This is a genomic window from Robiginitalea insularis, from assembly GCF_052497835.1.
In genome coordinates, this window is sequence record NZ_CP199296.1 from 2,701,655 (window position 1) to 2,724,824 (window position 23,170).

The 23,170-nt window shown below is 41.0% G+C and carries 21 protein-coding genes and 1 pseudogene; 21 read left to right on the plus strand and 1 reads right to left on the minus strand.

Translation table 11 applies throughout. The features are described 5' to 3' along the window. Positions 1 to 126: 126 nt before the first annotated feature. The 17 genes and pseudogenes from ACT6NV_RS12300 (at position 127) to ACT6NV_RS12380 (ending at position 17,009) form a co-directional block, all read left to right on the plus strand. Positions 127 to 2,868, plus strand: coding sequence for a prolyl oligopeptidase family serine peptidase (locus tag ACT6NV_RS12300; protein ID WP_445384739.1), 2,742 nt, complete (start codon positions 127 to 129; stop codon positions 2,866 to 2,868). Positions 2,869 to 2,882: 14 nt separating this feature from the next. Continuing rightward, positions 2,883 to 3,827, plus strand: a complete 945-nt coding sequence (locus ACT6NV_RS12305) for an alpha/beta fold hydrolase (protein WP_445384740.1) — start codon at positions 2,883 to 2,885, stop codon at positions 3,825 to 3,827. Positions 3,828 to 4,040: 213 nt separating this feature from the next. Beyond that, a complete protein-coding gene (locus tag ACT6NV_RS12310) occupies positions 4,041 to 5,174 on the plus strand; it encodes a serine hydrolase domain-containing protein (RefSeq protein WP_445384741.1) in 1,134 nt (377 codons plus the stop codon). A 48-nt stretch (positions 5,175 to 5,222) separates the two neighbouring features. Then, positions 5,223 to 5,360 carry a hypothetical protein gene (locus tag ACT6NV_RS12315; protein WP_445384742.1) on the plus strand — a complete coding sequence of 46 codons (138 nt, stop codon included), beginning with the start codon at positions 5,223 to 5,225 and terminating at the stop codon, positions 5,358 to 5,360. A 59-nt stretch (positions 5,361 to 5,419) separates the two neighbouring features. Next, positions 5,420 to 5,878 carry a GNAT family N-acetyltransferase gene (locus ACT6NV_RS12320; protein ID WP_445384743.1) on the plus strand — a complete coding sequence of 153 codons (459 nt, stop codon included), beginning with the start codon at positions 5,420 to 5,422 and terminating at the stop codon, positions 5,876 to 5,878. A 54-nt stretch (positions 5,879 to 5,932) separates the two neighbouring features. Beyond that, positions 5,933 to 6,808: an alpha/beta hydrolase gene (locus tag ACT6NV_RS12325; RefSeq protein ID WP_445384744.1), complete on the plus strand. Its 876-nt coding sequence runs from the start codon at positions 5,933 to 5,935 to the stop codon at positions 6,806 to 6,808. 289 nt (positions 6,809 to 7,097) lie between these two features. Continuing rightward, complete coding sequence (locus ACT6NV_RS12330) at positions 7,098 to 7,394, plus strand: hypothetical protein (protein WP_445384745.1); 297 nt, start codon at positions 7,098 to 7,100, stop codon at positions 7,392 to 7,394. Between the two features lie 186 nt (positions 7,395 to 7,580). Beyond that, complete coding sequence (locus tag ACT6NV_RS12335) at positions 7,581 to 8,504, plus strand: hypothetical protein (protein WP_445384746.1); 924 nt, start codon at positions 7,581 to 7,583, stop codon at positions 8,502 to 8,504. Between the two features lie 39 nt (positions 8,505 to 8,543). Then, positions 8,544 to 8,939, plus strand: a complete 396-nt coding sequence (locus ACT6NV_RS12340) for a hypothetical protein (RefSeq protein ID WP_445384747.1) — start codon at positions 8,544 to 8,546, stop codon at positions 8,937 to 8,939. Between the two features lie 54 nt (positions 8,940 to 8,993). Then, positions 8,994 to 10,763 carry a hypothetical protein gene (locus ACT6NV_RS12345; RefSeq protein ID WP_445384748.1) on the plus strand — a complete coding sequence of 590 codons (1,770 nt, stop codon included), beginning with the start codon at positions 8,994 to 8,996 and terminating at the stop codon, positions 10,761 to 10,763. A gap of 58 nt (positions 10,764 to 10,821) precedes the next feature. Next, positions 10,822 to 11,472 (plus strand): DJ-1/PfpI family protein, encoded by a 651-nt coding sequence (locus tag ACT6NV_RS12350; RefSeq protein WP_445384749.1) that lies wholly within the window; start codon positions 10,822 to 10,824, stop codon positions 11,470 to 11,472. Between the two features lie 234 nt (positions 11,473 to 11,706). Beyond that, on the plus strand, positions 11,707 to 12,378 hold the full coding sequence (locus ACT6NV_RS12355) for a hypothetical protein (protein WP_445384750.1): 672 nt from the start codon (positions 11,707 to 11,709) through the stop codon (positions 12,376 to 12,378). 50 nt (positions 12,379 to 12,428) lie between these two features. Then, positions 12,429 to 13,379: a hypothetical protein gene (locus ACT6NV_RS12360; protein WP_445384751.1), complete on the plus strand. Its 951-nt coding sequence runs from the start codon at positions 12,429 to 12,431 to the stop codon at positions 13,377 to 13,379. A gap of 63 nt (positions 13,380 to 13,442) precedes the next feature. Next, on the plus strand, positions 13,443 to 13,664 hold the full coding sequence (locus ACT6NV_RS12365) for a hypothetical protein (protein ID WP_445384752.1): 222 nt from the start codon (positions 13,443 to 13,445) through the stop codon (positions 13,662 to 13,664). A gap of 57 nt (positions 13,665 to 13,721) precedes the next feature. After that, positions 13,722 to 14,207 (plus strand): annotated as a pseudogene (locus ACT6NV_RS12370) (ABC transporter permease); the annotation flags it as partial. Positions 14,208 to 14,333: 126 nt separating this feature from the next. Further along, complete coding sequence (locus ACT6NV_RS12375) at positions 14,334 to 14,789, plus strand: (2Fe-2S)-binding protein (protein ID WP_445384753.1); 456 nt, start codon at positions 14,334 to 14,336, stop codon at positions 14,787 to 14,789. A gap of 12 nt (positions 14,790 to 14,801) precedes the next feature. Then, positions 14,802 to 17,009, plus strand: a complete 2,208-nt coding sequence (locus ACT6NV_RS12380; protein WP_445384754.1) for a molybdopterin cofactor-binding domain-containing protein — start codon at positions 14,802 to 14,804, stop codon at positions 17,007 to 17,009. Positions 17,010 to 17,104: 95 nt separating this feature from the next. Here the strand turns inward: ACT6NV_RS12380 and ACT6NV_RS12385 are convergent, their stop codons facing one another. After that, a complete protein-coding gene (locus tag ACT6NV_RS12385; protein WP_445384755.1) occupies positions 17,105 to 17,491 on the minus strand; it encodes a hypothetical protein in 387 nt (128 codons plus the stop codon). Positions 17,492 to 17,696: 205 nt separating this feature from the next. Here ACT6NV_RS12385 and ACT6NV_RS12390 point away from each other — a divergent pair, with 205 nt between their 5' ends. The 4 genes from ACT6NV_RS12390 to ACT6NV_RS12405 all read left to right on the plus strand — a co-directional run bounded on the left by ACT6NV_RS12390 (position 17,697) and on the right by ACT6NV_RS12405 (position 23,124). Beyond that, positions 17,697 to 18,446 carry a carboxylesterase family protein gene (locus ACT6NV_RS12390; RefSeq protein ID WP_445384756.1) on the plus strand — a complete coding sequence of 250 codons (750 nt, stop codon included), beginning with the start codon at positions 17,697 to 17,699 and terminating at the stop codon, positions 18,444 to 18,446. 18 nt (positions 18,447 to 18,464) lie between these two features. Beyond that, on the plus strand, positions 18,465 to 20,573 hold the full coding sequence (locus tag ACT6NV_RS12395) for a thioredoxin domain-containing protein (RefSeq protein WP_445384757.1): 2,109 nt from the start codon (positions 18,465 to 18,467) through the stop codon (positions 20,571 to 20,573). Positions 20,574 to 20,687: 114 nt separating this feature from the next. Continuing rightward, positions 20,688 to 22,406, plus strand: coding sequence for a GMC family oxidoreductase (locus ACT6NV_RS12400; RefSeq protein ID WP_445384758.1), 1,719 nt, complete (start codon positions 20,688 to 20,690; stop codon positions 22,404 to 22,406). 1 nt (position 22,407) lies between these two features. Continuing rightward, complete coding sequence (locus ACT6NV_RS12405) at positions 22,408 to 23,124, plus strand: gluconate 2-dehydrogenase subunit 3 family protein (RefSeq protein ID WP_445384759.1); 717 nt, start codon at positions 22,408 to 22,410, stop codon at positions 23,122 to 23,124. Positions 23,125 to 23,170 lie beyond the last annotated feature (46 nt).

The following is a 23,170-nucleotide window of genomic DNA, read 5'->3' on the forward strand; positions in this document are numbered from 1 at the left end:
AATCCTATCAATTTCTCTAAAGTAAATAGGGTGGTAAACTGTAAGCCCAGCTCAAAAGGTCGGTAGAGGTTCCGGCCTTTTGAACAACAACACATATACTCATAAAACACATATTCTCATAATTTAATGAAACATCAATATAAATTTCCTCTCCTAATATTATCATTTTATCTGCTATTTATAAATCTAAGTTATGAATTGAGCGCTCAGCATAATAAAAAAATTACCCCGGACGATTATGGCAAGTGGGAAACCTTGAAACATCATGAGGTTGCAAAAAATGGTCATTGGTTGACTTACCGGGTGGATAATGTAAATAAGGATAGAACAGTTCATCTCTATAATATCAGAAATAAATCAACTAGAATTTATCAAAATGCTGACAACGCATATTTCTCTGAAACAGGTTCATGGTTTATATACGAAGTGGTACTAAGCGGTGAAGAGCAGAAAAAGAAAACCAATAAAAAAGCGAAAGAAAATGACATATCGGACGATATGAATGATAAGGTGTTGGTGAATTTATCCAGTTTTGACACCTTAATTTTAAGTAATATTAGTAAATATAGCTTTAGTAAAAGAGATACCTACTTGGCCATGCTTGCTCAAAGCGAAAGTTCTAAAACACTGATAGTTAAAAATCTTGAATCAGGTACGCAATTTAGCTTTGGAAATGTCAAGGCTTTCGAGTGGTCCGCGAAACGGGAAATACTAGCTATGATATTGGAATCAAAAGATTCTACAATAAATGCCCTACAAATATTTAGCCCTAAGGAAAACCTATTAAAAGTTTTAGATCACTCAAAAGAGATTTATTCAAATTTGAGGTTTGGTGAAAAATCCGACTACCTTTTTGCTACGAAAACATTAAAACAAAAAAACTCAGAGGAGCACTCTTATCAATTGTTGCACTGGCATGGTTTTTCTAATCTCAACCCTTTGTTTTCTTCTTTTAATCCAGCATTAGATACGTCTTTCCAAGATAATAAAAGAATACTCCCTTCTAACATTACAATTTCAGATGATGGTAATAGCGTATTTTTCGAGGCATTTTCGTTAAAAGCTCAAGATCAGTCTAAACAGAAAGGAATTGACGTTAATGAAGATTTACCAGAGGTAGAGATATGGCATAGTAAAGATCAGGAAATAATAAGCCAACAGAAAAAAAGCCCTCTTAAAAGCTCTGAAAAACCATCACTACATGTTTGGCATATAAATGAAAATAAACACATCACTTTAAGTGATTCTTTAGTTAATGATATCCGTTTACAAGAAAATAATGAGCGATTCATTGGATTAAATCAATCGCCTTATATGTTCGATGCAATGTTTGGCAGACCTAGCTATGACATCTATTTAATAAACAGCAAAAATGGCAAAGTAGTAAAAGCACTAACTGATATTAAATGGGTTTCTTCTGTAAGTCCAAACAGTCAATTCTTTGTCTATGTAAAAGATAATGACTTACACCTTTATAATATAACAAATCATACCTCAAGTAATATTACACGTGATTTGGATGATGCATTCTTTCGAGGTGACTCATTTGATTATCCAGTTGATCAAAAGCCTCCATTTTCAGGAGTAATATCAGCCTGGAATAAGGACGGGAGTTCATTTTTATTTAATTCTGAATATGATGTATGGCAAGGTTATACAGACGGAAGAGTTTCAAAACGTCTAACTAATGGAAGGTCTGAAGAAATTATATTCCGACATATGTTTCTTCATCACAAGGACAAGTTTTTTGAACTAGACAAAGAACAATATTTTTCAATGAAGGGTAAAAAGTCTAAAAAGACTGGTATTGCAAAAGGTATTATTGGAAAAGAGCTGAAAGTTCTAGCTTTCGAAAATTTAAGCCTCTATGAATTTAATCAACCCCACAAACAGCTGGATATACTGAGTTATAAAACACAGTCCTTCGACAAATCACCAAATCTGAATATTAGTTCTCTGAATTTTAAGAAAAGCAGACAAGTTTCAACTACTAATGTTTTTCAAAAGGACTATAGATGGGGTAAAGCAGAGCTAATCAATTTCAAAAATGCTAAAAACAAATTAGCACAAGGTATATTATACTATCCGGCCGATTATAAAAAGGGTGAGAAATATCCTATGATCACTTATATATATGAAAGGCTATCAGACAGGTATCATAGGTATACTATTCCTTCTAAGAACAATTATTATAATACTACTATTTGGCAACAGGAAGGATATTTCGTGTTAAAACCTGATATAGAATTTACTCCCGGTAACCCTGGTGTTTCTTCAACAAAAACATTGGAAAATGCAGTAGCTAAAGTCATAGAAATGGGAGATGTTGACCCCGATAAAGTTGGTTTGGTTGGGCATTCCTGGGGTGGATATCAAGCAGGTTTCGTTCCTACACAAACCGATATATTTGCAGCAAGCGTAGCCGGAGCGGGAATTACAGACCTGGTATCTATGTATTTGGCGGTTACACCGGCTTTTGATGGCGAACCTGAAAATTATCATTTTGAAGTATCTCAAGAGAGAATGATCACTCCTCCTTGGATTACACCTGAAAATTATAGAAGCAATTCCTCCGTAATGAATGTCAAAACATTAAATACGCCTATTCTTTTTGAGGTTGCCGATAAAGACATGAATGTTAATTGGAGTCAAGGTGTGGAATATTATAATGCCGCCAGACGAGAAGGAAAGCAATTTATAATGCTTGTTTACAAAGATGAAGGTCATAGAATTAGAAAAGAAAAAAATGCCTTTGATTATCAACAGAAGATACTAAAGTGGTTCGGACATTACCTAAAAGGTAGAGAAGCTGCCGATTGGATTTCAAATGGCATTCCATATCGTGATCAAATTAACTCTGTGAAATAATACATGGTTCTAAAATGACTGCAGTACCATTCGGTAGCCAACCAAGTAAGATTAAAAAAAACATAAGACACCCTAAAATCATGATAAAAAAATTCATGCTGACAGCCTTACGTGTCAAATATCAATTACTGTTTATAGTAAATATTGAGTATACCTTAAAGGCGTTGTTTAAACTGTTTACAACGCCAAAATTTCAAAAGGTTCGCAAACGCGAAGAAGCCCTATTAGAACAGGTTAATTTTAAATTAACAGTAGATGGTATTACAAGTACATATTATAAAGAGTCCTCTAATAACGGTCCTTATGTGCTTCTGCTACATGGATGGGAAGGCAATGCAGGCAATATGGAGGCCTTTGTCCAACCTCTGGTTGAAAAAGGCTATAAAGTTGTAATTCCGAATGCACCCGCTCATTATACCAGCAGTGGCGAGCAATGTACTTTAAGGGAGTATCAGAAAATTGTTACCGCTTATATCGAAAAGTTCAATGTGAAAATCGTCATTTCTCATTCGTTCGGTTCCGCTGCAGGTTTATTAGCTGTCCAGCAGTTGAAAAGAGAGCAAATTCATAAAATGGTATTAATTAGTTCACCAGACAAAATGATAATTATCGTATCTAAATTCACTGATTTGCTCAACCTTTCATCTGTTCAAAAATCAGCCTTTATTAATTATGTTGAGGATCAACTAAACCTGCCTTTTGACAATGCGGTGCTAAGTAAAATACTTTCTCAACTAGAAATTGAAACACTGATTGTGCATGATAAATATGATCGCATAGCACCGGTTGATAACGCACATAAGTTGGTAGAATCTTATGAAGGTAATAGACTATTATTTACCGAAAATCAAGGCCATTATCGCATTCTGTGGGATTATGACATGATTGAAACAGTTATAAGTTTTTTATCTGATGAGGTTAAGAACGAGAACACCAGCCTCGAAGAAGTACATGCTTAGCTCATTCTGAAAATTTAAAAATAATACACGCTTCTAGTTAAAAATATTTGAAGATCATTTCTACAAAAATTTCATAGTTAAAGAAGCTTATAACTAAAATTAACACTGGCGTAAAGTGTCAAAACTATGGCTGAATTAGTCAAGCATAGGTGGGATTGTAGAACGAACTTTACAATACAAAATTCAATAACAACTAAATTAAAATCCACACTCATGAAAAAGTTAAACACCCTATTTACAGTTATTTTATTAGTTATGGCCTGTGAGAGCATAGGCCAGAATACTCGACTGGTGTTTGCTTCAGGGCTTCAGAAAATGGACTTTACCAATTATCCCTTAACACAACTTAATCAAAATCAATCAGTACTATCAAAAATTGATAGTTTACTAAATGATAAGTTTCAGCCCAATGAACCCGGCGGTGTGTTTTTAGTGGCAAAAAACGGTAAAGCAATCTATCGTAAGGCATTCGGCAAAGCCAATATAGAATTAGGTGTGGACATGACACCTGAGAACGTGTTTCAAATTGGCTCGATGACCAAACAATTTACCTCAGTGGGAATTTTAATGCTTTATGAACAGGGGAAGCTAAATATAAATGATCCTATTATTCGCTATATACCCGATTACCCAAATGGAGAAGTTATTACCCTTCACCATTTGCTAACACATACTTCAGGTATTAAGGATTTCACAAAAATGAAGTCTATCATGGGAATTGCCCATAAAGATCTTTCACCAAAGGAGTTAGTTGATTTTTTTAAAAGCGAACCCGTTGACTTTGCTCCAGGTGAGCAATTTAAATACAACAACTCAGGGTATGTTGTTTTAGGCTATATCATAGAGTTAGTCTCCGGAGAAACATATGAAGATTTTATTGAGAAGCACATTTTCGAAAAGTTAGGTATGGAAAATTCGCGATACGCAAATGATCGGGAAGTAATTGTAAACAGGGCCTCGGGGTACCATAAAGGGTTTACAAATAAAATGCATGTAAGCCTAAAAATACCTTATGCATCAGGTTCATTGATGTCAACAGTTGACGATATGCTTATTTGGCAAGAAGCGCTTAATGATAATCTTCTTGTGCGGCAAATTACAATAGAAAAAGCCTTTACAAAATATACACTGAATAATGGTGAGGAATTTACTTACGGTTATGGGTGGCACATTAAAGAAATAGAAGGAACACCCAGTCGACAGCATGGGGGCAGTATTTTCGGTTTTAAATCAATGGGTGTTTACATACCCAGCAAGGATATCTATGTCATTGGTTTAACCAACTGTGATTGTAATTCGCCTACTCAAATTGTCAAGGATATTGCTGCCTTAGTAAATCAGAATTAAGCTGACATAAATTAAATCAGGTAATATGAAAAAGCTAAACACTCGTGGTTGGCAAAATTATATGAAGAAACCAATCAAATTCCAATGGCTATTTCGACCTATGAAAAAGGAATAGTGCTTTCTAAAAGATTAAAGCTCGGACAGGAAGAGGATCTAGCTATTGAAATAAATAGGCTTAAAAAATAGGCAAGCAACAAACTATATGTAATCAATAATAACTATTTGGTAATTGTCATAAATAATCGATGAACAACTATAAAATAAGAAAAGCACTAGTTGAAGATCTATCTGCTATTATTCAAATGCTTGCCGAAGATGATCTTGAAAATAATAGAGAGGATGTGAAAAATAGAACTCCTTATCTATCGGCTTTTATGCGGATCTATTCGGACGCAAATCAAGAGCTAATGGTAATGGAAGACTATTATCAAAATGTGATAGGCACTTTTCAATTATCCATGATACCCTACCTTACTTCTAAAGGAGGAATAAGAGCTCAGATTGAAGCCATAAGTATTCACAAGGATTGTAAAATTGAGGAGGTGAGTAGACAAATGATTGCCTGGGCCATTGAAAGAGCCAAAATAAATGGGGCTTATTTGATTCAGGTATCTACTAATAGTTGTAGTGAAGCTTTCATTTCTTGCCTAAACTCCTTTGGGTTTGAAGAAAAGAATCAAGGTCTAAAATTGAAGCTTGTTTAGCTTTTACAAACAATTTATCATGAAACAAAACATCACTCTACTCGTCCTCTTTTTATGAAGAAATTCATTTGGCTCATTGCTTATTTCTTTACCATATCAACCTTATTAGCGCAATCTGATGATGGTTTAGAAAATAATCCACAAACTTTAGAAAAGTCTTATTTAGAATTACCCCGGATTCATGTTGTTCCTATAAAAGACACCAAAACTGGGAGACAATATGAACTTTACATTAAACTACCAGAGAAATATATAGAAAGCAGGGAGAAAATATATCCCGTGATTTATTTCACAGATGCCATGTGGCACATCGAAATGTTATCAGGTTCTGCAGCGTACATAATCGAAGAGGCTATTTTAGTTGGAGTTTCTTGGGAAAAAGGTTTAAATGGAGAATTAGGTGCGTTAGGAGTACATGCAAGTAGGTTCAGAGATTATTCAACTAGGAAATCAAACAATCCAGAGCATCAAGCAAAATATCAATTTGGACAAGCTAGTAATCATCTTGACTTTATTCGTAACGATGTAATTAACTATATTGAAAACAACTATAGAACAAACCCGGACAAGTCCACCTATTTTGGCTATTCCCTTGGGGGTAAGTTTGGTGCTTATATATTACTGACCCAACCCAGTACCTTTAAAAATTATATTTTAGGTAGCCCATCACTGAAGGGAGAGATTCCTTACTTCTCTTCGCTTGAATCCAATGAAACTTTTAATGAAGGGCTAAACACCAATGTTTTCATTTCATATGGCTCATTGGAGGTGGAGTTGGGGCAATATGTCAAGAAATTCATTAATCTGCTGAAAAGTAGAAATGACAAAAATTTATCTCTGGCTCAAGAAATTATTGAAGGCAGCCACAAGACTGCCTTTCCCATGACGGCAGTTCGGAGTGTGCTCTGGTTATCGAACTTGATAAAATAGTGATGTATAAAATACATGTATGCAATTGGCAACAATGTATCAAAACAATAATGACTCGGTTCTTTCTCCATCTTCATAAAAAAGCGCCGGTTAAATCAATCTAGAATTAAATTAATGTGGCGTAAAGTGTCAAAACTTTGGCTTTAAGTGTCAAGAATCTTCTCTAATAATAAGTGAATTTTACACTGAGTAATTAATCCAATACTCCATTGTTTACTGAATCAGGAATTGAGAGTAAAGGATTCATTCATGAGGAAGTTTCCCTGAACCTTTTTGAATTTTTAAAAAAATGACTTCAAAAGAAAAAATAACAGCAATAAAAACAAGCCGAAAATTGCATGACCAAGTGGAGGGTTCATATTTAGCTTTAATGGCTGCAAAGGGAAGCAAGAATTGGGAGGAGAAACAGCGGTATTTATTGGCCGACATGGCTTTGCACTTATATCAAACAGCTATGAATCCGGGTCAGTTAAAATTAGACGAATTGAGAAATAATCTACATGCGATAGCAACAATTTCTGACCAATTCATTCCAAATGCGAATTTAAAAGAATCGACCAGTGAGCTTTTTGAGCGAGAACTTTAGAATATAATAAACCAAAAGAAAGACATTATGGACCTAAAAACTATTCTTAATTATCGAGTACTAACCGTATTCATTATTAGTTTATTCTTCTACACAAAAGGTAATTCACAATATGTGTGCGTACCATGCAACCTGGCTTGTGACACCTTAAGCTTTGAGCAACCTGGCAGTTGTCATGTGTGCAACATGAAACTAATTCAGGGAAGTCAAAAAGTCTCCAGCCAGATTGAAATCAAAGAAGGTTCCGGAAACTTTTTGATAAATGATTCGAGAGATTCATCAAAGAAAATACGCGTATTTTATTACAAACCTCAAAGCTTTTCAAAGGACTCCAAAATACTAATGGTAATTCCCGGTGCTGGCCGTAATGGTGATGATTACCGAGATTCATGGATTGAGGCTTCTGAGAAATATAATGTTCTAATTCTTTCACCATCCTTCAATGAGCTTTACTACAGTTTTGAAGATTATCATTTGGGTGGAATCACTGGTCCGTCCAACTTAATGCAATATGTTTCCAGAGTTGAAAATACCAATAAAGTAATGTTGGATGAAGCCAACTTAGAATTCCCAATTATTCAGGATTCAGAAAAATGGCTTTTTGGGGAATTTGATAGAATATTTGACTTAGCTGTGGCGACTCTCGGAAGTCACCAAACAACCTACGACCTATTTGGACACTCTGCAGGTGGACATGTGCTGCATCGAATGGGTCTCTTCTATCACAGTGACAAAGTCAATAGAATATTAGCGTCTAATGCTAGTTTCTACACTCTACCTACAACAAAATATTCTTACCCGTTTGGCATTAACGAAACCCCTTTAACACCGAAAAAACTATCCACATCATTTAAAAACAAATTGGTGGTTTTTCTAGGTGAAATGGATAATGCCGATGAAACCGGCGGAACATTTTTAATATCTGAAAGTGCAGACAAACAAGGTAGCCATCGATTTGCACGTGGAAAGTATTTCTTTGAAAGAGCCAAACAAACAGCAAATGAATTGGGATGCCCATTTAATTGGAGCATAGAAGTTATTCCTGGAGTTGGACATAACTATTCTAAAATGGGGTTAGCAGCAAGTGAGTTTTTATATGCTCCTCGTTAGACAAGAAGACCTATATCTCGATATAAATCAATAGAAATTATGAAAAAATATGCCATCACATTCAGCATAGTGCTTTATGCTTTCATTGTCCCTTTCTTGGAGATAAATGATACACACGTATTTAACCCGGATTGGACGCCCCATGCCAAGATTCACGAGGTATGGCAGTTGCTGACCAATTCAGGTATAGGTCTTTTATGTCTTTGGCTGCTTTGGGTCAAGAAAGACACAAAATTAAGTGCAATTTTAAGTCTACTCGTCATGGGTGGCTTCCTTGTTGCATTTATGATTAAGGGGTCATACGGCGGATCCATGAAATACCTGGACGGTAGCGAAAAAACATTGTTAGGCATCAATATTGGCATATTGGGATTTGGCCTTGCTTTCCTCTGGATTGCCGTTTCACACCTGCCCTTTTTAAAATCTAGAAATTAAATATTAACGGATTTAAGACAGTTGGCCACAATCTAAAACAAACAAATAAACAACATGAGGTCTATTATACTATTAACCATTATTGCCGTACTTTTTTCTTCCTGTGGCGCTAGTGAAAGTACCGTATCCCACAAATCCAATCCTGAGTTATTCAGCGTTCAGGTACCGACTGATTCAGCCCTTGTGTTTGCCCCTGGTATAATCTCAACGGATGCCTTTGAGTTCGCCATCACATTCAATCCGGAAATGGATGAACTATTCTTTACTCGCAGAAAGGCGGATTCTGACAATGAAATCTATACTTCGAGATTGGTTAACGGGAGCTGGTCCGATCCGGAAATAGCCTTCTTTAAAGCGGAAATAGGTTGGGATTTTGAGCCTCATATTAATCCAACAGGAGATCGGCTCTACTTTGGAAGTTTACGCCCATTGCCAGATTCATCAAAAAGTACTGGATTGCACCAGTGGTACTGTGAGAAAACAGAAAGCGGCTTGAGCCAGCCTGCACCTTTGGATAAACCCTTTCTAAATCGAATTGTAATGTACCTGACTTCTGCTGAGAACGGTAATCTTTATTTTACTTCCTGGATAAATGAAAATGGAGAATTTAAAGATGAAGGTATTTATCATTCGATCAATGAAAATGGCAATTATAAAAGTATTCATAAGCTGGGGCCAGAAGTAAACTTAAAAGGGCTAAAGTCTATCGCCCATTCCTACATTGCTCCTGATGAAAGCTATATCATTTTTGATGGAAAAAGTGAAACGACAGGACATGGAAGTTGTGATTTATATATCAGTTTTAACAATAATGGTATCTGGAGTAAAGCTCAAAACCTAGGACCATTGGTTAATACGGAACTATGTGAATTTACAGCCAGTGTTTCTCCGGATGGTAAGTATCTATTTTTCCATAGAGGGATGGTCAGCAAAGAGGAAGAAACAGGAAACATCTATTGGATAGATTTCAATCTACTCAGAGAACGAATCAAGCAACGCACTTCATATGTTGGGGCGTATACTATTGATGGAGAGATTTATCTAACCAATATTGAAGGGAAATCAAAAACTCAAATAACAAATCCACCTACCAGTGGTGGCGGATATTTAGCTTGGTCTCCCAACGGGAAACATCTCGCTTTTTACGCGAAATATGATGAAAGGAAAACATGGTCGATCCATACCATAAATAGTGATGGAACAAATTGGAAAAGATTAACCCACGAAAAAAACAAATGGGATAACTCGCCAACTTGGTCCCCTGATGGTAAGCAAATAGTTTTTTCAAGAGAATATAGAGACACCGACAATAACTGGCATCCGGAAATTTGGATTATGAATTCAGATGGAAGCGAACAGTCTCAAATAAAATCACTCAAAGGCGGTGGTCCTCATTTTGCACCAGACGGCAGAATCGTCTTTCACTCAGAGTCTGAAAATAACAAAAGCGAGATAAGCATAGCAACTATTGATGGCAGCAAAATCATCCAGTTAACAAATAGTGGGGCTGAGGAGCAGCACCCTGAGGTTTCTCCTGATGGTAAACAAATAGCTTTTATGTCTGACAGAGATGGAAACCATGAGATCTATGTGATGAACATAGATGGTTCCAACCAAAAACGCTTAACACATAATGCGGTTGACGATTGGTATCCTTCCTGGTCTCCAGATGGCTCCAAAATCATTTTTGGATCAAATACAAATAGGAATGGAGACTACAACAATGGAGACTGGGGTATTTACATTATGAATAAGGATGGCTCTTCTGTGAAAAAAATCATAGTGGGTGCAGCTCAATCTACGTGGAAAAAAGCAGCTAACTAACGATCAGGCTTAACTATTTGGTTGTCAATTAATTTTAATAAAAAGAAAGTGAGAAATAATGGAAATAGCAATATACATATATAATGGAGTAACCATGCTAGACGCAATAGGCCCCTATGAAATATTGCGCAACTTAAAAGGAGTAAACATCAAGTTTGTAGCTAAGGAAAAAGGTGAAATTATTGCTGATAGTCAAATGGTTCATCTTAATGCAAAATATGATATAGAGGAAGTTAATAAAGCTGATGTATTATTGATACCCGGATCTTCAATATCATTTATTAAAGAAATGAAAGATGAAAAAGTACTTCAATGGATTCGAGATATAGATGCTACTACACAGAAAACGGTATCAGTTTGTACCGGTTCTTTAATATTAGCCGCAACAGGTTTATTAAAAGATAAAAAAGCCACCTCTCATTGGAAACCAATCAATTTACTTGCTGAGCTGGGTGCCCTTCCAACCAGAGAACGAATTGTTGAAGAAGGGAAGTATATAACTTCAGCAGGTGTTTCTTCAGGAATAGATATGGCCTTGCTTCTTGCAAAGCAACTAAAAGGGGAAAAGGACGCTAAAGCTGCTCAACTAGTGGTTGAATATGATCCAAAACCCATGTTCAACTCAGGGAATTATTTAAGTGCAGAACCTGAAATTATTCAGTATGCAAAGAAACAGTTAGAAAGGAATGCAAGAATCATTATTCCCTAATGTCGTAAGGATATAATGTAAGAGCAAGTAATAAAAAGAAAAATTATGAGCTAAATAAAACATTAAAATCAAAGTATAATGAATTCAGAAAAGCAATCTTAGAAGATGTTTAAGCAATTGTAGAAATGATTGCAGATTCTTTGATTTACAATTAAATATAACAGTTGAATTAACATCCGATAACAACATTGAATATTGAATAATAAATTAAGAAGCAGTATAATCCTATTTCTAATGTTTACAACTGCTATATTTTCTCAACAACAAACGGATACTTTGGTATTAGCACTACAAGAAAATGGCAAAACCACCTCTGTAAAAGAACATAAAAAATCTTCTATTTCATTAGAAACAATGGTGGGCGACAATAAGGTGAATTATTTGTCAATTTTAAATTCTAGATTAGGAAACAACAATAAGTTAGGTTATTTCAGTGTAATTACTGTTGCTACTCCTTATGATTACGAAAACGGTCTCAATGAACTTGTTCTTTCCAGCGCATTAACCTATAAATTAATTAACAAGCTATTTGCCACAGCAGGTTTGCAGTATCACTTTTTAAAGGGTATTGTTCCTTATGCTGGCTTTCAATTCTTAACTGCAAATCCAAAATGGTTGTTTGTTGTAAGCCCGAGTATTGCTTTTGCAGAAAATACTAGTTTACAAAACATTGGTATTGTCGAGTTTAAACCAAGGATAACCAATTCATTAATGTTATATACAAGAGTGCAAGGAATCTTCAATATTAATTTAGACAACACTCTTCACGAAAGAAGTCTCCTATATCTACGTACGGGACTTTCATTCCAAAAAACCAGTTTGGGCTTTGGTTTTAATATCGACTTTTATGGCCCCAATAAAACAAGACAGAAAAATTTTGGGATTTTTATCCGTCACTTGTTGTAACACGTATTAAATAAAAATGGACAATAATTTAGGTTACTGAACAAAAAACGATGAGAAATAATTTTAAAAAAATAAATAACTATCTATCCCTTTTTATACTAATTATAGTTCTTTTTTGCTGTAAGAGTAGCAGCATTTCGTATTTCGACCAAAACCCTCCATTTAGAACTCCAGAATTGTTTGCGCCATCACTAGTTAATACTGACAATATCGAACTGAATGTAGTTTTTAATTATGATCATACAGAAATGTTCTTTTCAAGAATTGTAGACAATAGTTTTGTCATTCATCATTCTGAATTAATTAATGGCGAGTGGTCTAACATTAAACCCATTAAGTTGTATGACGACAGTGTCCTAGTTTCAGTTGCTTGTGACCCTACGATTACCAAAGATGGACAGACAATGTATTTTCTAGGTGTAGACCCTAAACTTTATAAAAATGATGTTACCCGCGAAGAACTTTACACTATCCCACCAGATATATATATAAGTAAAAAAGTGGATGGTAAATGGCAATTGGCCTCTAAAGTTGATTTTCAGATTTCGACTAAATACATAGAAACCTACCCTGTAGTTGTAGCGGATGGGAGTTTATATTTTCGTTCAAATAGACCAAGTGATATAGGGGGAATGAACACATATCGCGCACAATATCTAGGAAATGAAAAATTTGAAAACCCTGTAATAGTAAACATTAAGTCAGATAAAAATGAACTAATAACCTATGCCTCACCGGATGAACGATATGCTGTCACGAATGGGCAAGGTAAATTTCAAATAACATTTAAAGATAAAAGTGGATGGTCCAAACCAAGAGAAATACCATTAAATTATGACAGCAATTGGCGCTATTATAGTCCCTATATGACTGCTGACGGAAAATATTTTATTTACTCCAGAAGATATAATAACCCTGAGAAAAAAGGATGGGCAGGAGTTGAAAAAGGAGAAGTTTATTGGGTAAACGCTGATGTGCTCTTCGATACAATATCGGAATAAGGTGGTTGGATAGGAATCAATTGGACGGTCTTTTAAAAGAAGTCAAATTTTTAAATCAATAATATGAAAAATATCTATGTAGTCATTTTGATGGCTTTGGTTGCCCAATCAAAATCAATAGGACAAATTTTAAACAATGAATCAAAAAGCCTAGGATTGGTTGATAGGTTAGACAATTATTTATCAGCTTCTGCCTCCAATGGGTTCAACGGTGCGGTTCTGATAGCCAAAGGCCAAGAGATTATCCTTCACAAAGGATCACCGCAAGGTAATCCTGGTAAATAAATCTACGCGTCAAACAAAACCGCACTGCTTTGGGCAGTGCAAGGTTGGTATTTTCACTTAAGCCTCTTACTCGGTCTTGGCATCCCATTTTTGGCCTATGGCTTATTGCGCAGCGGAGCTGTTGCAGATTTTGGTCTGCTACTTTTAAACGGACTATTTCTAACACTAATTTTTACAGCTCTGGCCTTTACCATTGCCCTGAAAAATGAAAATAAGATCAAAGGATTCGGTTTTGCGATTTTGATGTGGCTTTTTTTCGCCGTGATTTATGACGGACTGTTTTTATTGTCCCTGGTAATCCTTAAGGAATATCCTCTGGATACGTTTTCACTTACAGCCACCCTTATCAATCCAATAGATCTTGCCCGTATACTGATTCTTTTAGAATTGGATATTTCGGCCCTGATGGGGTATACAGGAGCCGTCTTTAAGAACTTCTTTGGAACCCAATGGGGGCTCACCCTTTCCTTAACCGCCCTTTCTTTATGGACTGTAATACCAATCTGGCGTATAGTGCGCATTGCCAGGCGAAAGGATTTTTAGACCGGAAAGCACTAAAAAGCTAAAATCCTCTATCTGAAGGATGTGGATATTTTATTTTAAAAAAAGATTGAACCCCCCGCGTCATATTATTCAAAAAACCATTAAATTAATGGGAATTTTGAAATCATGGCAACATTTACACTTAACATCAATGGAGAACGTCGGGAGGTAGACGTGGATCCAAACACCCCAATTCTTTGGGTATTGAGAGACCAGTTAAACCTGGTTGGAACCAAATACGGCTGCGGCATTTCCCAGTGCGGCGCCTGTACCGTTCACCTGGATGGTACAGCCGTGAGGGCTTGTATGCTAACGGTATCGGCTGTTGGGAACCAGGAAATCACAACTATTGAAGGCTTGTCTGAAAACGGGGACCACCCGGTACAAAAGGCCTGGCTGGAAGTGGATGTTCCGCAGTGCGGTTACTGCCAGGCGGGGCAGATTATGACAGCAGCAGCCTTGCTTGAAAAAAATCCGAATCCAACGGATGAGGAAATAGAAATGGCAATGAACGGCAATATTTGTCGCTGCGGAACCTACATACGAATCAGAAAAGCGGTGAAGACTGCAGCGAACTCATAAAAATAGTATCCCATGGCACTTGTAAAAACAAAAATAGGAAGACGGGCATTTATCCGGAATACCGGCCTGGCCGGTGGCGGGCTCGTTTTAGGTTTCAACTGGCTGGCATCTTGTAAAATGACTCCTGAGGAGGTAGCGACCTTGCCCGAAGAATGGTATGATCTTAACGGCTTTTTGAAGGTTGGTGATAACGGCATGGTGACCATTATGTCTCCAAACCCTGAAATTGGACAAAATGTGAAAACGGCCATGCCCATGATTGTGGCTGAAGAACTGGATGTTGCCTGGAAAGATGTCATTGTGGAGCAGGCTCCGCTAAATACGGATATTTTTACCAGACAGTTGGCGGGAGGAAGCCAGTCTATCCGCCAGGGTTGGGACGGACTCCGGATGGCAGGCGCTACCGGGCGTCATATGCTGAAAGAGGCCGCCGCTGCCCAATGGCAAGTGCCGGTAAATGAGATTACCACCTCCGAAGGAATGTTACACCACAAGGCAAGTGGAAAGTCTGCCGGCTATGGGGAAATGGCATCCGCTGCTGCAGCACTCGAAATTCCCGAAGAGGTTGAATTGAAGGAATCAAAAGATTATAAGATAATTGGAACAGACCGCAAAAATGTAGACGGACCGAAGATCGTTACAGGGGAACCGCTTTTTGGACTGGATATACAAAGGGAGGGCATGTTAATCGCTATGATCGTGCATCCGCCTGCCTTTGGGATGAAATTAAAAGAGATACAGACCGAAGGGATCAAGTCCATGCCGGGGATCAAAGATGTTTTCCCGATTGTGGCTTATCCTGAAGATGCCCAAAGGCAATGGTCAGACGGGGGAGCAATCCCGGAATTGGCCGTGGTGGTCGGGAACAGTACCTGGGAATGCATGCAGGCCAAGAAGGCCCTGCAGGTAACCTGGGAGCAGGCCTCCGAACCGGAAAGCAGTGCCTATCATCGTGAAGCCCTTGCCAACCTTCTTAGCAAAGCTCCGGAGAAACCGGCCCGTAAAGACGGGGACGTGGAGAAAGCCTTCAGCAGGGCAGCGAAGGTCGTGGAAAGTGTCTACAGCGCGCCCTTCCTGGCACATAACACCATGGAACCCATGAACTTTTTTGCCCATGTGACCCCGGATAAAGCAGAATTATTGGGCCCTATCCAAACCCCGGAATTTCTGGAAATGACTCTGGAATCTGTCCTGGGAATGCCCAAGGAAAAAATCGATATTATGATGACCCGGATGGGGGGTGGTTTCGGCCGCCGTCTCTATGGGACTTTTGCCGTAGAAGCTGCGGTAATATCCCAGAAGATGCAGGCACCCATCAAATTGGTCTATACCCGGGAAGATGATATGACACAGGGTACCTATCGTCCTTCCTATATGGTAAAGTACCGCGCCGCGCTGGATGAAAATGACAATCTAATCGCCTGGCACGTAAGAGGAGCTGGAACCAATGACGACCTGGTTTTTGAAAACCGCTTTCCTGCAGGAGCAGTGGAAAACTATCTGGCTGAAAAAACCGGCCTGTCTTCCAATGTAACCACAGGGGCCTGGCGGGCACCGAGATCCAACTTTATTGCCGGGGCGGAACAGGCCTTTATGGACGAGGTGGCAGAGGCTGCCGGAAAAGACCCCATTGAATTCCGTCTGGAGCTTTTTGACCGGGCCATTAATAACCCGGTAGGGGACCCCGAAAAGAATGATTATGATCCGGAGCGCTATGCCGGTGTTCTGAAATTGGTCAGGGAAAAGGCAAACTGGAAGGGCAGCGACAGCGGAGGAAAAGCCAGGGGAGTGGCTGCCTATTACTGCCACAATTCCTATGTGGCTCAGGTTATGGACCTCAGTATGCAGGGGAATACCCCTAAAATAGATAAAGTCTGGTGTGCGGTAGACTGCGGGATTGTTATTAACCCGCTGAGTGCCAAAAACCAGATTGAGGGAGGTATAGTTGATGGGATCGGGCACGCTACCTATAGCGCCCTGACTTTTGAGGACGGAAAACCCCAGCAACAAAATTTCGATACCTATCGCCTGATCCGAAATGTGGAGGCGCCCAAAGAAATCGAAACCTTTTTTGTGGATAATGGAATTGACCCTACCGGGCTTGGAGAACCCTCCCTGCCCCCTATACAGGGAGCCCTTGCCAATGCCATGTACAAGGCCACCGGAAGGCGTTATTACCACCAGCCTTTTATCAATAACCGGCCACCATTGGTAGGATAGGACAGAGATTGCTGAAAGTTAAAGGCTTATGTTACCAGCAGGAACATAAGCCTTTTTTTATTTTGACTTATCGCATTTTGGGGTTGTTAAACAGCTTAATAATGTTCCGTCAAAAATGCAAAAAATGCTTTCTTCAGGTCGGAATAAATTGCCATTTCCTGCTCCACTTTTTTACGGGTTTCCAAATGTGACCTGACCAGGATTCGGTCCATACTTTCCTTTTTCTGATAGGATTGTCCGGTAATTCGGATTTCATGCGCCTCAATGGTTTCCTTCAGGTCTTCAATCCGCGCCTGGTGCAGGATAAATTCATTTTGAAAATGTTCCAGCGACCTTAAAATGTCCGGATCCTCATAGCGTACTACCAGCTCCTCCAGGCGGTGATTGAAAATTTTCAGTTCATCCAGGTAAAAATTAAGGGTGGAATTCCAAAGCTTATGCTCGAAATGGAGGTCTGTGTTATAAAGAAGGGCTTGCTCCATAATACTGTATTTTATAGTTACGATTTCATTTTTGGCCGGGCCTTTATGTCCGGATCATAAATAAAATTATAACAGTACTCCATTCTGAACTATGATAAGCATCAGTCTTGCTGCTGATTTTTTTTACTCTTTAGAAATAACTCGCAATTACTATTGATTTGTGCAGAGGCTTCTTTTCGGGATAGTTTTGATATCTTCACCGGACATGGATAAAATGATCAAAAATAGCTGCTTCCTCTTGCTTTCTGTATTGATTTCTTCTGGCTGCGAAGCCCAATCTCGGCTGGTATTCGGGCAGCAGCAGACAACTGTAGAGGAAACATTGAGGTATTATTTGTATTACCCTCCCGGGTATGATGCAACCGCTGACTCTAAATACCCCCTTATGCTGTTCCTTCACGGAGGGGGAGAGTCGGGGGCAGACCTGGCGGCCATAAAAAAAAACGGGCCCCCGCGTATGATGGATGAAGGCAGGGATTTCCCTTTTATAGTGCTGGCACCTCAAAACCCTCACGAAAAGCAATGGTGGAATATCCGGGCAGTCATGCAGCTGCTGGAATCGGTTGTGTCGGAAAACCACGTAGACCGGGACCGCCTGTATCTGACCGGCCTCAGCCGGGGGGGGAGTGCATGCTGGGACATTGCTGTGCAGTTTCCGGATACCTTTGCAGCCATGGCCGTGGTCTGTGGGATGACGCCGCTTCCCTATGCGTCCTGGATCGACAAAGACATGCCCATCTGGGTATTCCACGGTACGGAGGATCCTGTAATTCCTTTTTCCGAATCGCAGCAGATGGTGGCCAAGCTAAGGGAGATGGGCTATCCGGTAAAATTTACAGCTTATGAAGGAGAAGGTCATAATGTATGGGAACAGGCCTACCTTACCGATGCACTTTATGAATGGATGGGGCAGCAGACTAAAGCAGCCCAGAGCCCTGCCCCCGTACCAAATTAGTTTGTATTTTAGCCTGCTATGAAAAAGGCCCTATCTACTCAATTCCCTGATTCCCTGAAACTCCTTTGCCTCTTGCTGTTTCTAAGCTGTTTGAATTGGGGATGCAAAGGACCTGAAGCCGATTCCAGGCGCAATATGCTTGCCGGGGAAACCAGCCCATATTTGTTGCAGCATGCTGAAAACCCTGTACACTGGCAGGCCTGGAGCGATGAGATCTGGGAGATGGCCAAAGCGGAGGATAAGCTCGTTTTAATCAGTATCGGTTATTCTTCCTGCCATTGGTGCCATGTGATGGAAGAGGAAACCTTTGAAAATGATTCGGTCGCACGTTTTATGAATGAAAATTTTATAAACGTAAAAGTGGACCGGGAAGAGCGCCCTGATGTGGACCACGTGTATATGACTGCTGTACAACTGATGACCGGCTCAGGCGGATGGCCTTTGAACGTACTGGTTTTACCCAATGGAAAACCCCTTTACGGAGGCACGTATCATCCGACCGAACAATGGATGCAGGTCCTGACAGAAATCAACCGCCTCTACCGGGAAGATCCTCAAAAGGCAAATGATTATGCAGACCGCGTTGCCAAAGGGGTCGCAGAAGTGAACCTGATCGAAGCCCCGGCTACCGAAGGAATCCCCGGAATGGAGACGATCTCAGGGGCTGTGGAACTCTGGAAAAACGAATGGGACCTGCAATGGGGTGGTTTTAAAGGAGAACAAAAGTTTATGCTGCCCTCAAACCTGGATTTCCTCCTGGATTACGCATACCTCACAAAGGATCAGCAGGCGCGGGAACATCTAAGGAAAACACTGCAGCTTATGAGCAGGGGGGGGGTTTTTGATCAACTGGGCGGGGGCTTTTACCGCTACAGTACTGACTCCGAATGGCGAATTCCCCATTTTGAAAAAATGCTTTATGATAATGCACAGCTTATAGGAGTGTATGCTAGGGCTTTTAAATTTTATCAGGATCCCGAATTCCGGGAAACGGCAGAACGCATATTTGGATTCCTCAGGCAGGAAATGAAAAACCCTGAGGGAGGCTATTATGCAGCCCTGGATGCAGATAGTGAGGGGGTTGAAGGAAAATACTATACCTGGTCTGGAGCGGACCTGAAGTCACTCCTGGGTGGGGAGTTTGACACCTTTGCCGACTATTACGGAATTGGAGGGGCAGCCGGCGAGAACAACACAGATTGGGTGCTGTACCGCAACCAGTCTGACCAGGCCTTTGCCCAGAAGCAGGGCATAATGCTCACTGAATTAAGTGAATTGAAAAGCGGCTGGCATAAAGTACTTATGGAACAGCGAAGCCGGCGGACCCGCCCCGGGATGGATGATAAAATCATTACCTCCTGGAATGCCCTGCTGGTCAGCTCCCTGGTAACAGCTTACGAGGCCTTTGACAAAGCTGAATACCTGAATGAGGCAGTGAGTCTCTTTAACAGTGTGATGGATCAGACGTATGATTCCGGAGACCTGCAGCACAGCTTTAAAAAAGGAGCTGCAACCCAGCCCGGCTTTCTTGAAGATTACACTTATATGACCCAGGCGGCTTTCAGGCTCTATCAGGCAACTGCCGATGAGGCTTACCTGAATACCGCAGAAGAACTGATAGCCGAGGCTAAAGCGCGCTTCCGGAAAACGGATTCTCCGCTCTACCGGTTTAAAAAAGATGATGAACTCATCGCAGCCATTGTAAAAACCACAGATGGGGTTATGCCCTCGCCAAATACCGTACTGGCCGAATTGTTCCTGAAGCTGGGCCATTTTAAGTATGACAAGGCCTACCTCCAGCAGCACCAGGAAATGCTCCGCTTGCTCAGCGGGAGATTTTTACAGAACCCTCAGAACTACGCAGCCTGGGGTAGCCTGTTGCTATTACAGCAGGATAATTATTATGAAGTGGCTATTGTCGGGGAACGGGCAAGGGATCTCCAAGCGGAAATGAACCGGAATTTCCTGCCCAATGCCCTGGTAGTAGCCAGTGAGATACCTTCTGAATTGCCGTTATACGACCAGCGTTTTGTAGCCGGGGAAACCTATATTTACGTCTGCCAGAACCACAGTTGCAAACTCCCTGTGACCGCAGTTGAAAAGGCGCTTTCCCAGTTGAACGAGTAATACAATTTTATTTTAACCCTGCCTCAGCCAGTCTGAATCCCCTTAAAATTTTAAAATAAATGCTGGTCAAAACAGCAGAAGGCTTGTATCTTTAGTAGGAAAGAACAAACCAACATGCAAATTAAAGAACAGAGCACGGTGTACGACGCTATCATCGTCGGGTCCGGTGCAGGAGGGGGAATGGCTACCAAGGTACTGGCCGATGCCGGGCTGAAAGTCGCGGTAGTGGAGGCCGGCCCCTTCTTTGATCCGAAAAACCCCGAACAGCAAACCCAAATGAAATGGCCCTATGAATCCCCGCGTCGGGGCGCCGGAACCACCCGGGCATTCGGGGAATGGGATGCCGCTTACGGCGGATGGGAAATAGAGGGCCAGCCCTATACCCATAAAGACGGCACCCGTTTTGACTGGTTCCGCTCACAAATGCTGGGAGGTCGTACCAACCACTGGGGCCGTATTTCCCTTCGTTTCGGGCCCAAAGATTTTAAACACAAGGATGTTGATGGCCTTGGGGATAACTGGCCCATATCCTATGAGGATGTAAAACCCTATTACGACAAAGTAGACAAATTAATCGGGGTATTCGGAACCCGGGAAAACCTGCCCAATGAACCGGACGGCTTTTTCCTGCCGCCTCCCAAACCCCGCCTGCACGAACTGTATTATATCAAAGGCGCGCGCAAAGCAGGAATACCCGTAATTCCCTCCCGCATGTCTATGCTGACCAAGAAAATAAACAAGGACCGTGGGGTCTGTTTCTATTGCGGGCAGTGCAGCCGGGCCTGCCAGGTATATGCCGATTTTTCTTCCGGTAGCTGCCTGATTTTCCCGGCCCAGAAAAGCAGGGGGCAGGTAGACCTCTTTGTGAATTCTATGGTACGGGAGGTCACTACCAATGCCGAAGGAAAGGCCACAGGGGTTTCCTATATCAATAAGGAGGACCGCAAGGAATACAGCCTGAAGGGAAAGGTAGTGATCCTGGCAGCCTCCGCCTGCAGCTCGGCCCGTATCCTACTGAATTCAAAAAGTGCCCAACATCCCAACGGACTTGGCAATAGCAGTGATATAGTAGGCAAATACCTCCACGATTCAACCGGGGCCAGCCGCGCCGGGTTTATCCCGGCTCTGATGGACCGGAAGATATACAACGAAGACGGGGTAGGGGGCATGCACGTGTATTCTCCCTGGTGGCTGGATAACAAGAACCTGGATTTCCCAAGGGGTTACCATATAGAAGTATGGGGCGGGATGGGAATGCCCAATTACGGCTTTGGGTTCAACCCCAATGATTTCAATAAATTCTTTGGCCTGAAAACCGGAGGGTATGGGGAGCAACTTCGCAGGGATGTAAAGAAATACTACGGTTCGGTAGTCGGTTTTGGGGGGCGTGGAGAATCCATTGCCCGCAAGGACAACTATTGTGAAATAGACCCGACCACGGTAGATGAATTCGGGATCCCCGTCCTGCGTTTTCACTACAAATGGTCCGATTACGAGCGAAAACAGGCCCGGCACATGCAGCAAACCTTTGAAGAGATTATTTATAACATGGGCGGAGAGCCCCTGGGGAGCACCCCGGCTGCCGAATGGGATTACGGCCTGGAAACCCCGGGAAGGATTATACATGAGGTAGGGACCACCCGAATGGGGGATGATCCGAAAACCTCAGTAACCAATCGTTTTCAGCAATTGCACGAGGTGGATAACGTATTTATTACCGATGCGGGCCCCTTTGTCTCACAGGCAGACAAGAATTGTACCTGGACTATCCTTGCCCTTTCCTGGAGGGCTTCTGAATACATTGTAGATCAACTCAAACAACAAAATATCTGATATGGACCGCAGAGCGAGTTTAAAATCAATTTTATTGGGAAGTGTGGCCGGGGGGCTGGCTGTTTACGGCTGTAAACCTTCAGGAGAAGAGGGCGCTGAAGACCTGCAGGCACTGGTGGATGAACGCTTTTTCGGAAGAACCCCGGAAGAAAAGGAACTCATTGCGGAACTGCAGGCGGAAACCTTTTTTAATCCGCATGAGATGGAAACGATTGCAGTGCTTTCTAACCTGATCCTGCCGCCCAATGATACTTCCGGAGGGGCTACTGATGCAGGAGTGCCGGAATTTATTGAATTCATGGCCAAAGACATTCCCGAATTGCAAACCACCCTCAGGGGCGGCCTGATGTGGCTGGACCACCGGAGTAATACGGACTTTGGTACTGAATTTAAAATTACGGAACCCGAAAAGCAAAAAGCCCTGCTGGACACCATTGCCTATTACGACACAGAACTACCCATGGCAGACCACCCGCTGGAGATTCAGTTCTTTAATCTGATGCGCAACCTGACAGTTTGCGGATATTATACCTCCAAGATCGGTATTGAAGATCTGGGGTACAAAGGCAATATGCCCAACGTATGGGACGGGGTCCCACAGGACGTGCTGGACGCACATGGGATGGCCTACGATCCTGAATGGGAAGCCCGTTGTGTGGACCAGAGCAAACGCGGGATCATAGCGGAGTGGGACGAAGAGGGGAATCTGCTGACCTGATTAGTAAAATGGGGAAGACTAACTTTTGGTTTATTGTCATCCTCGC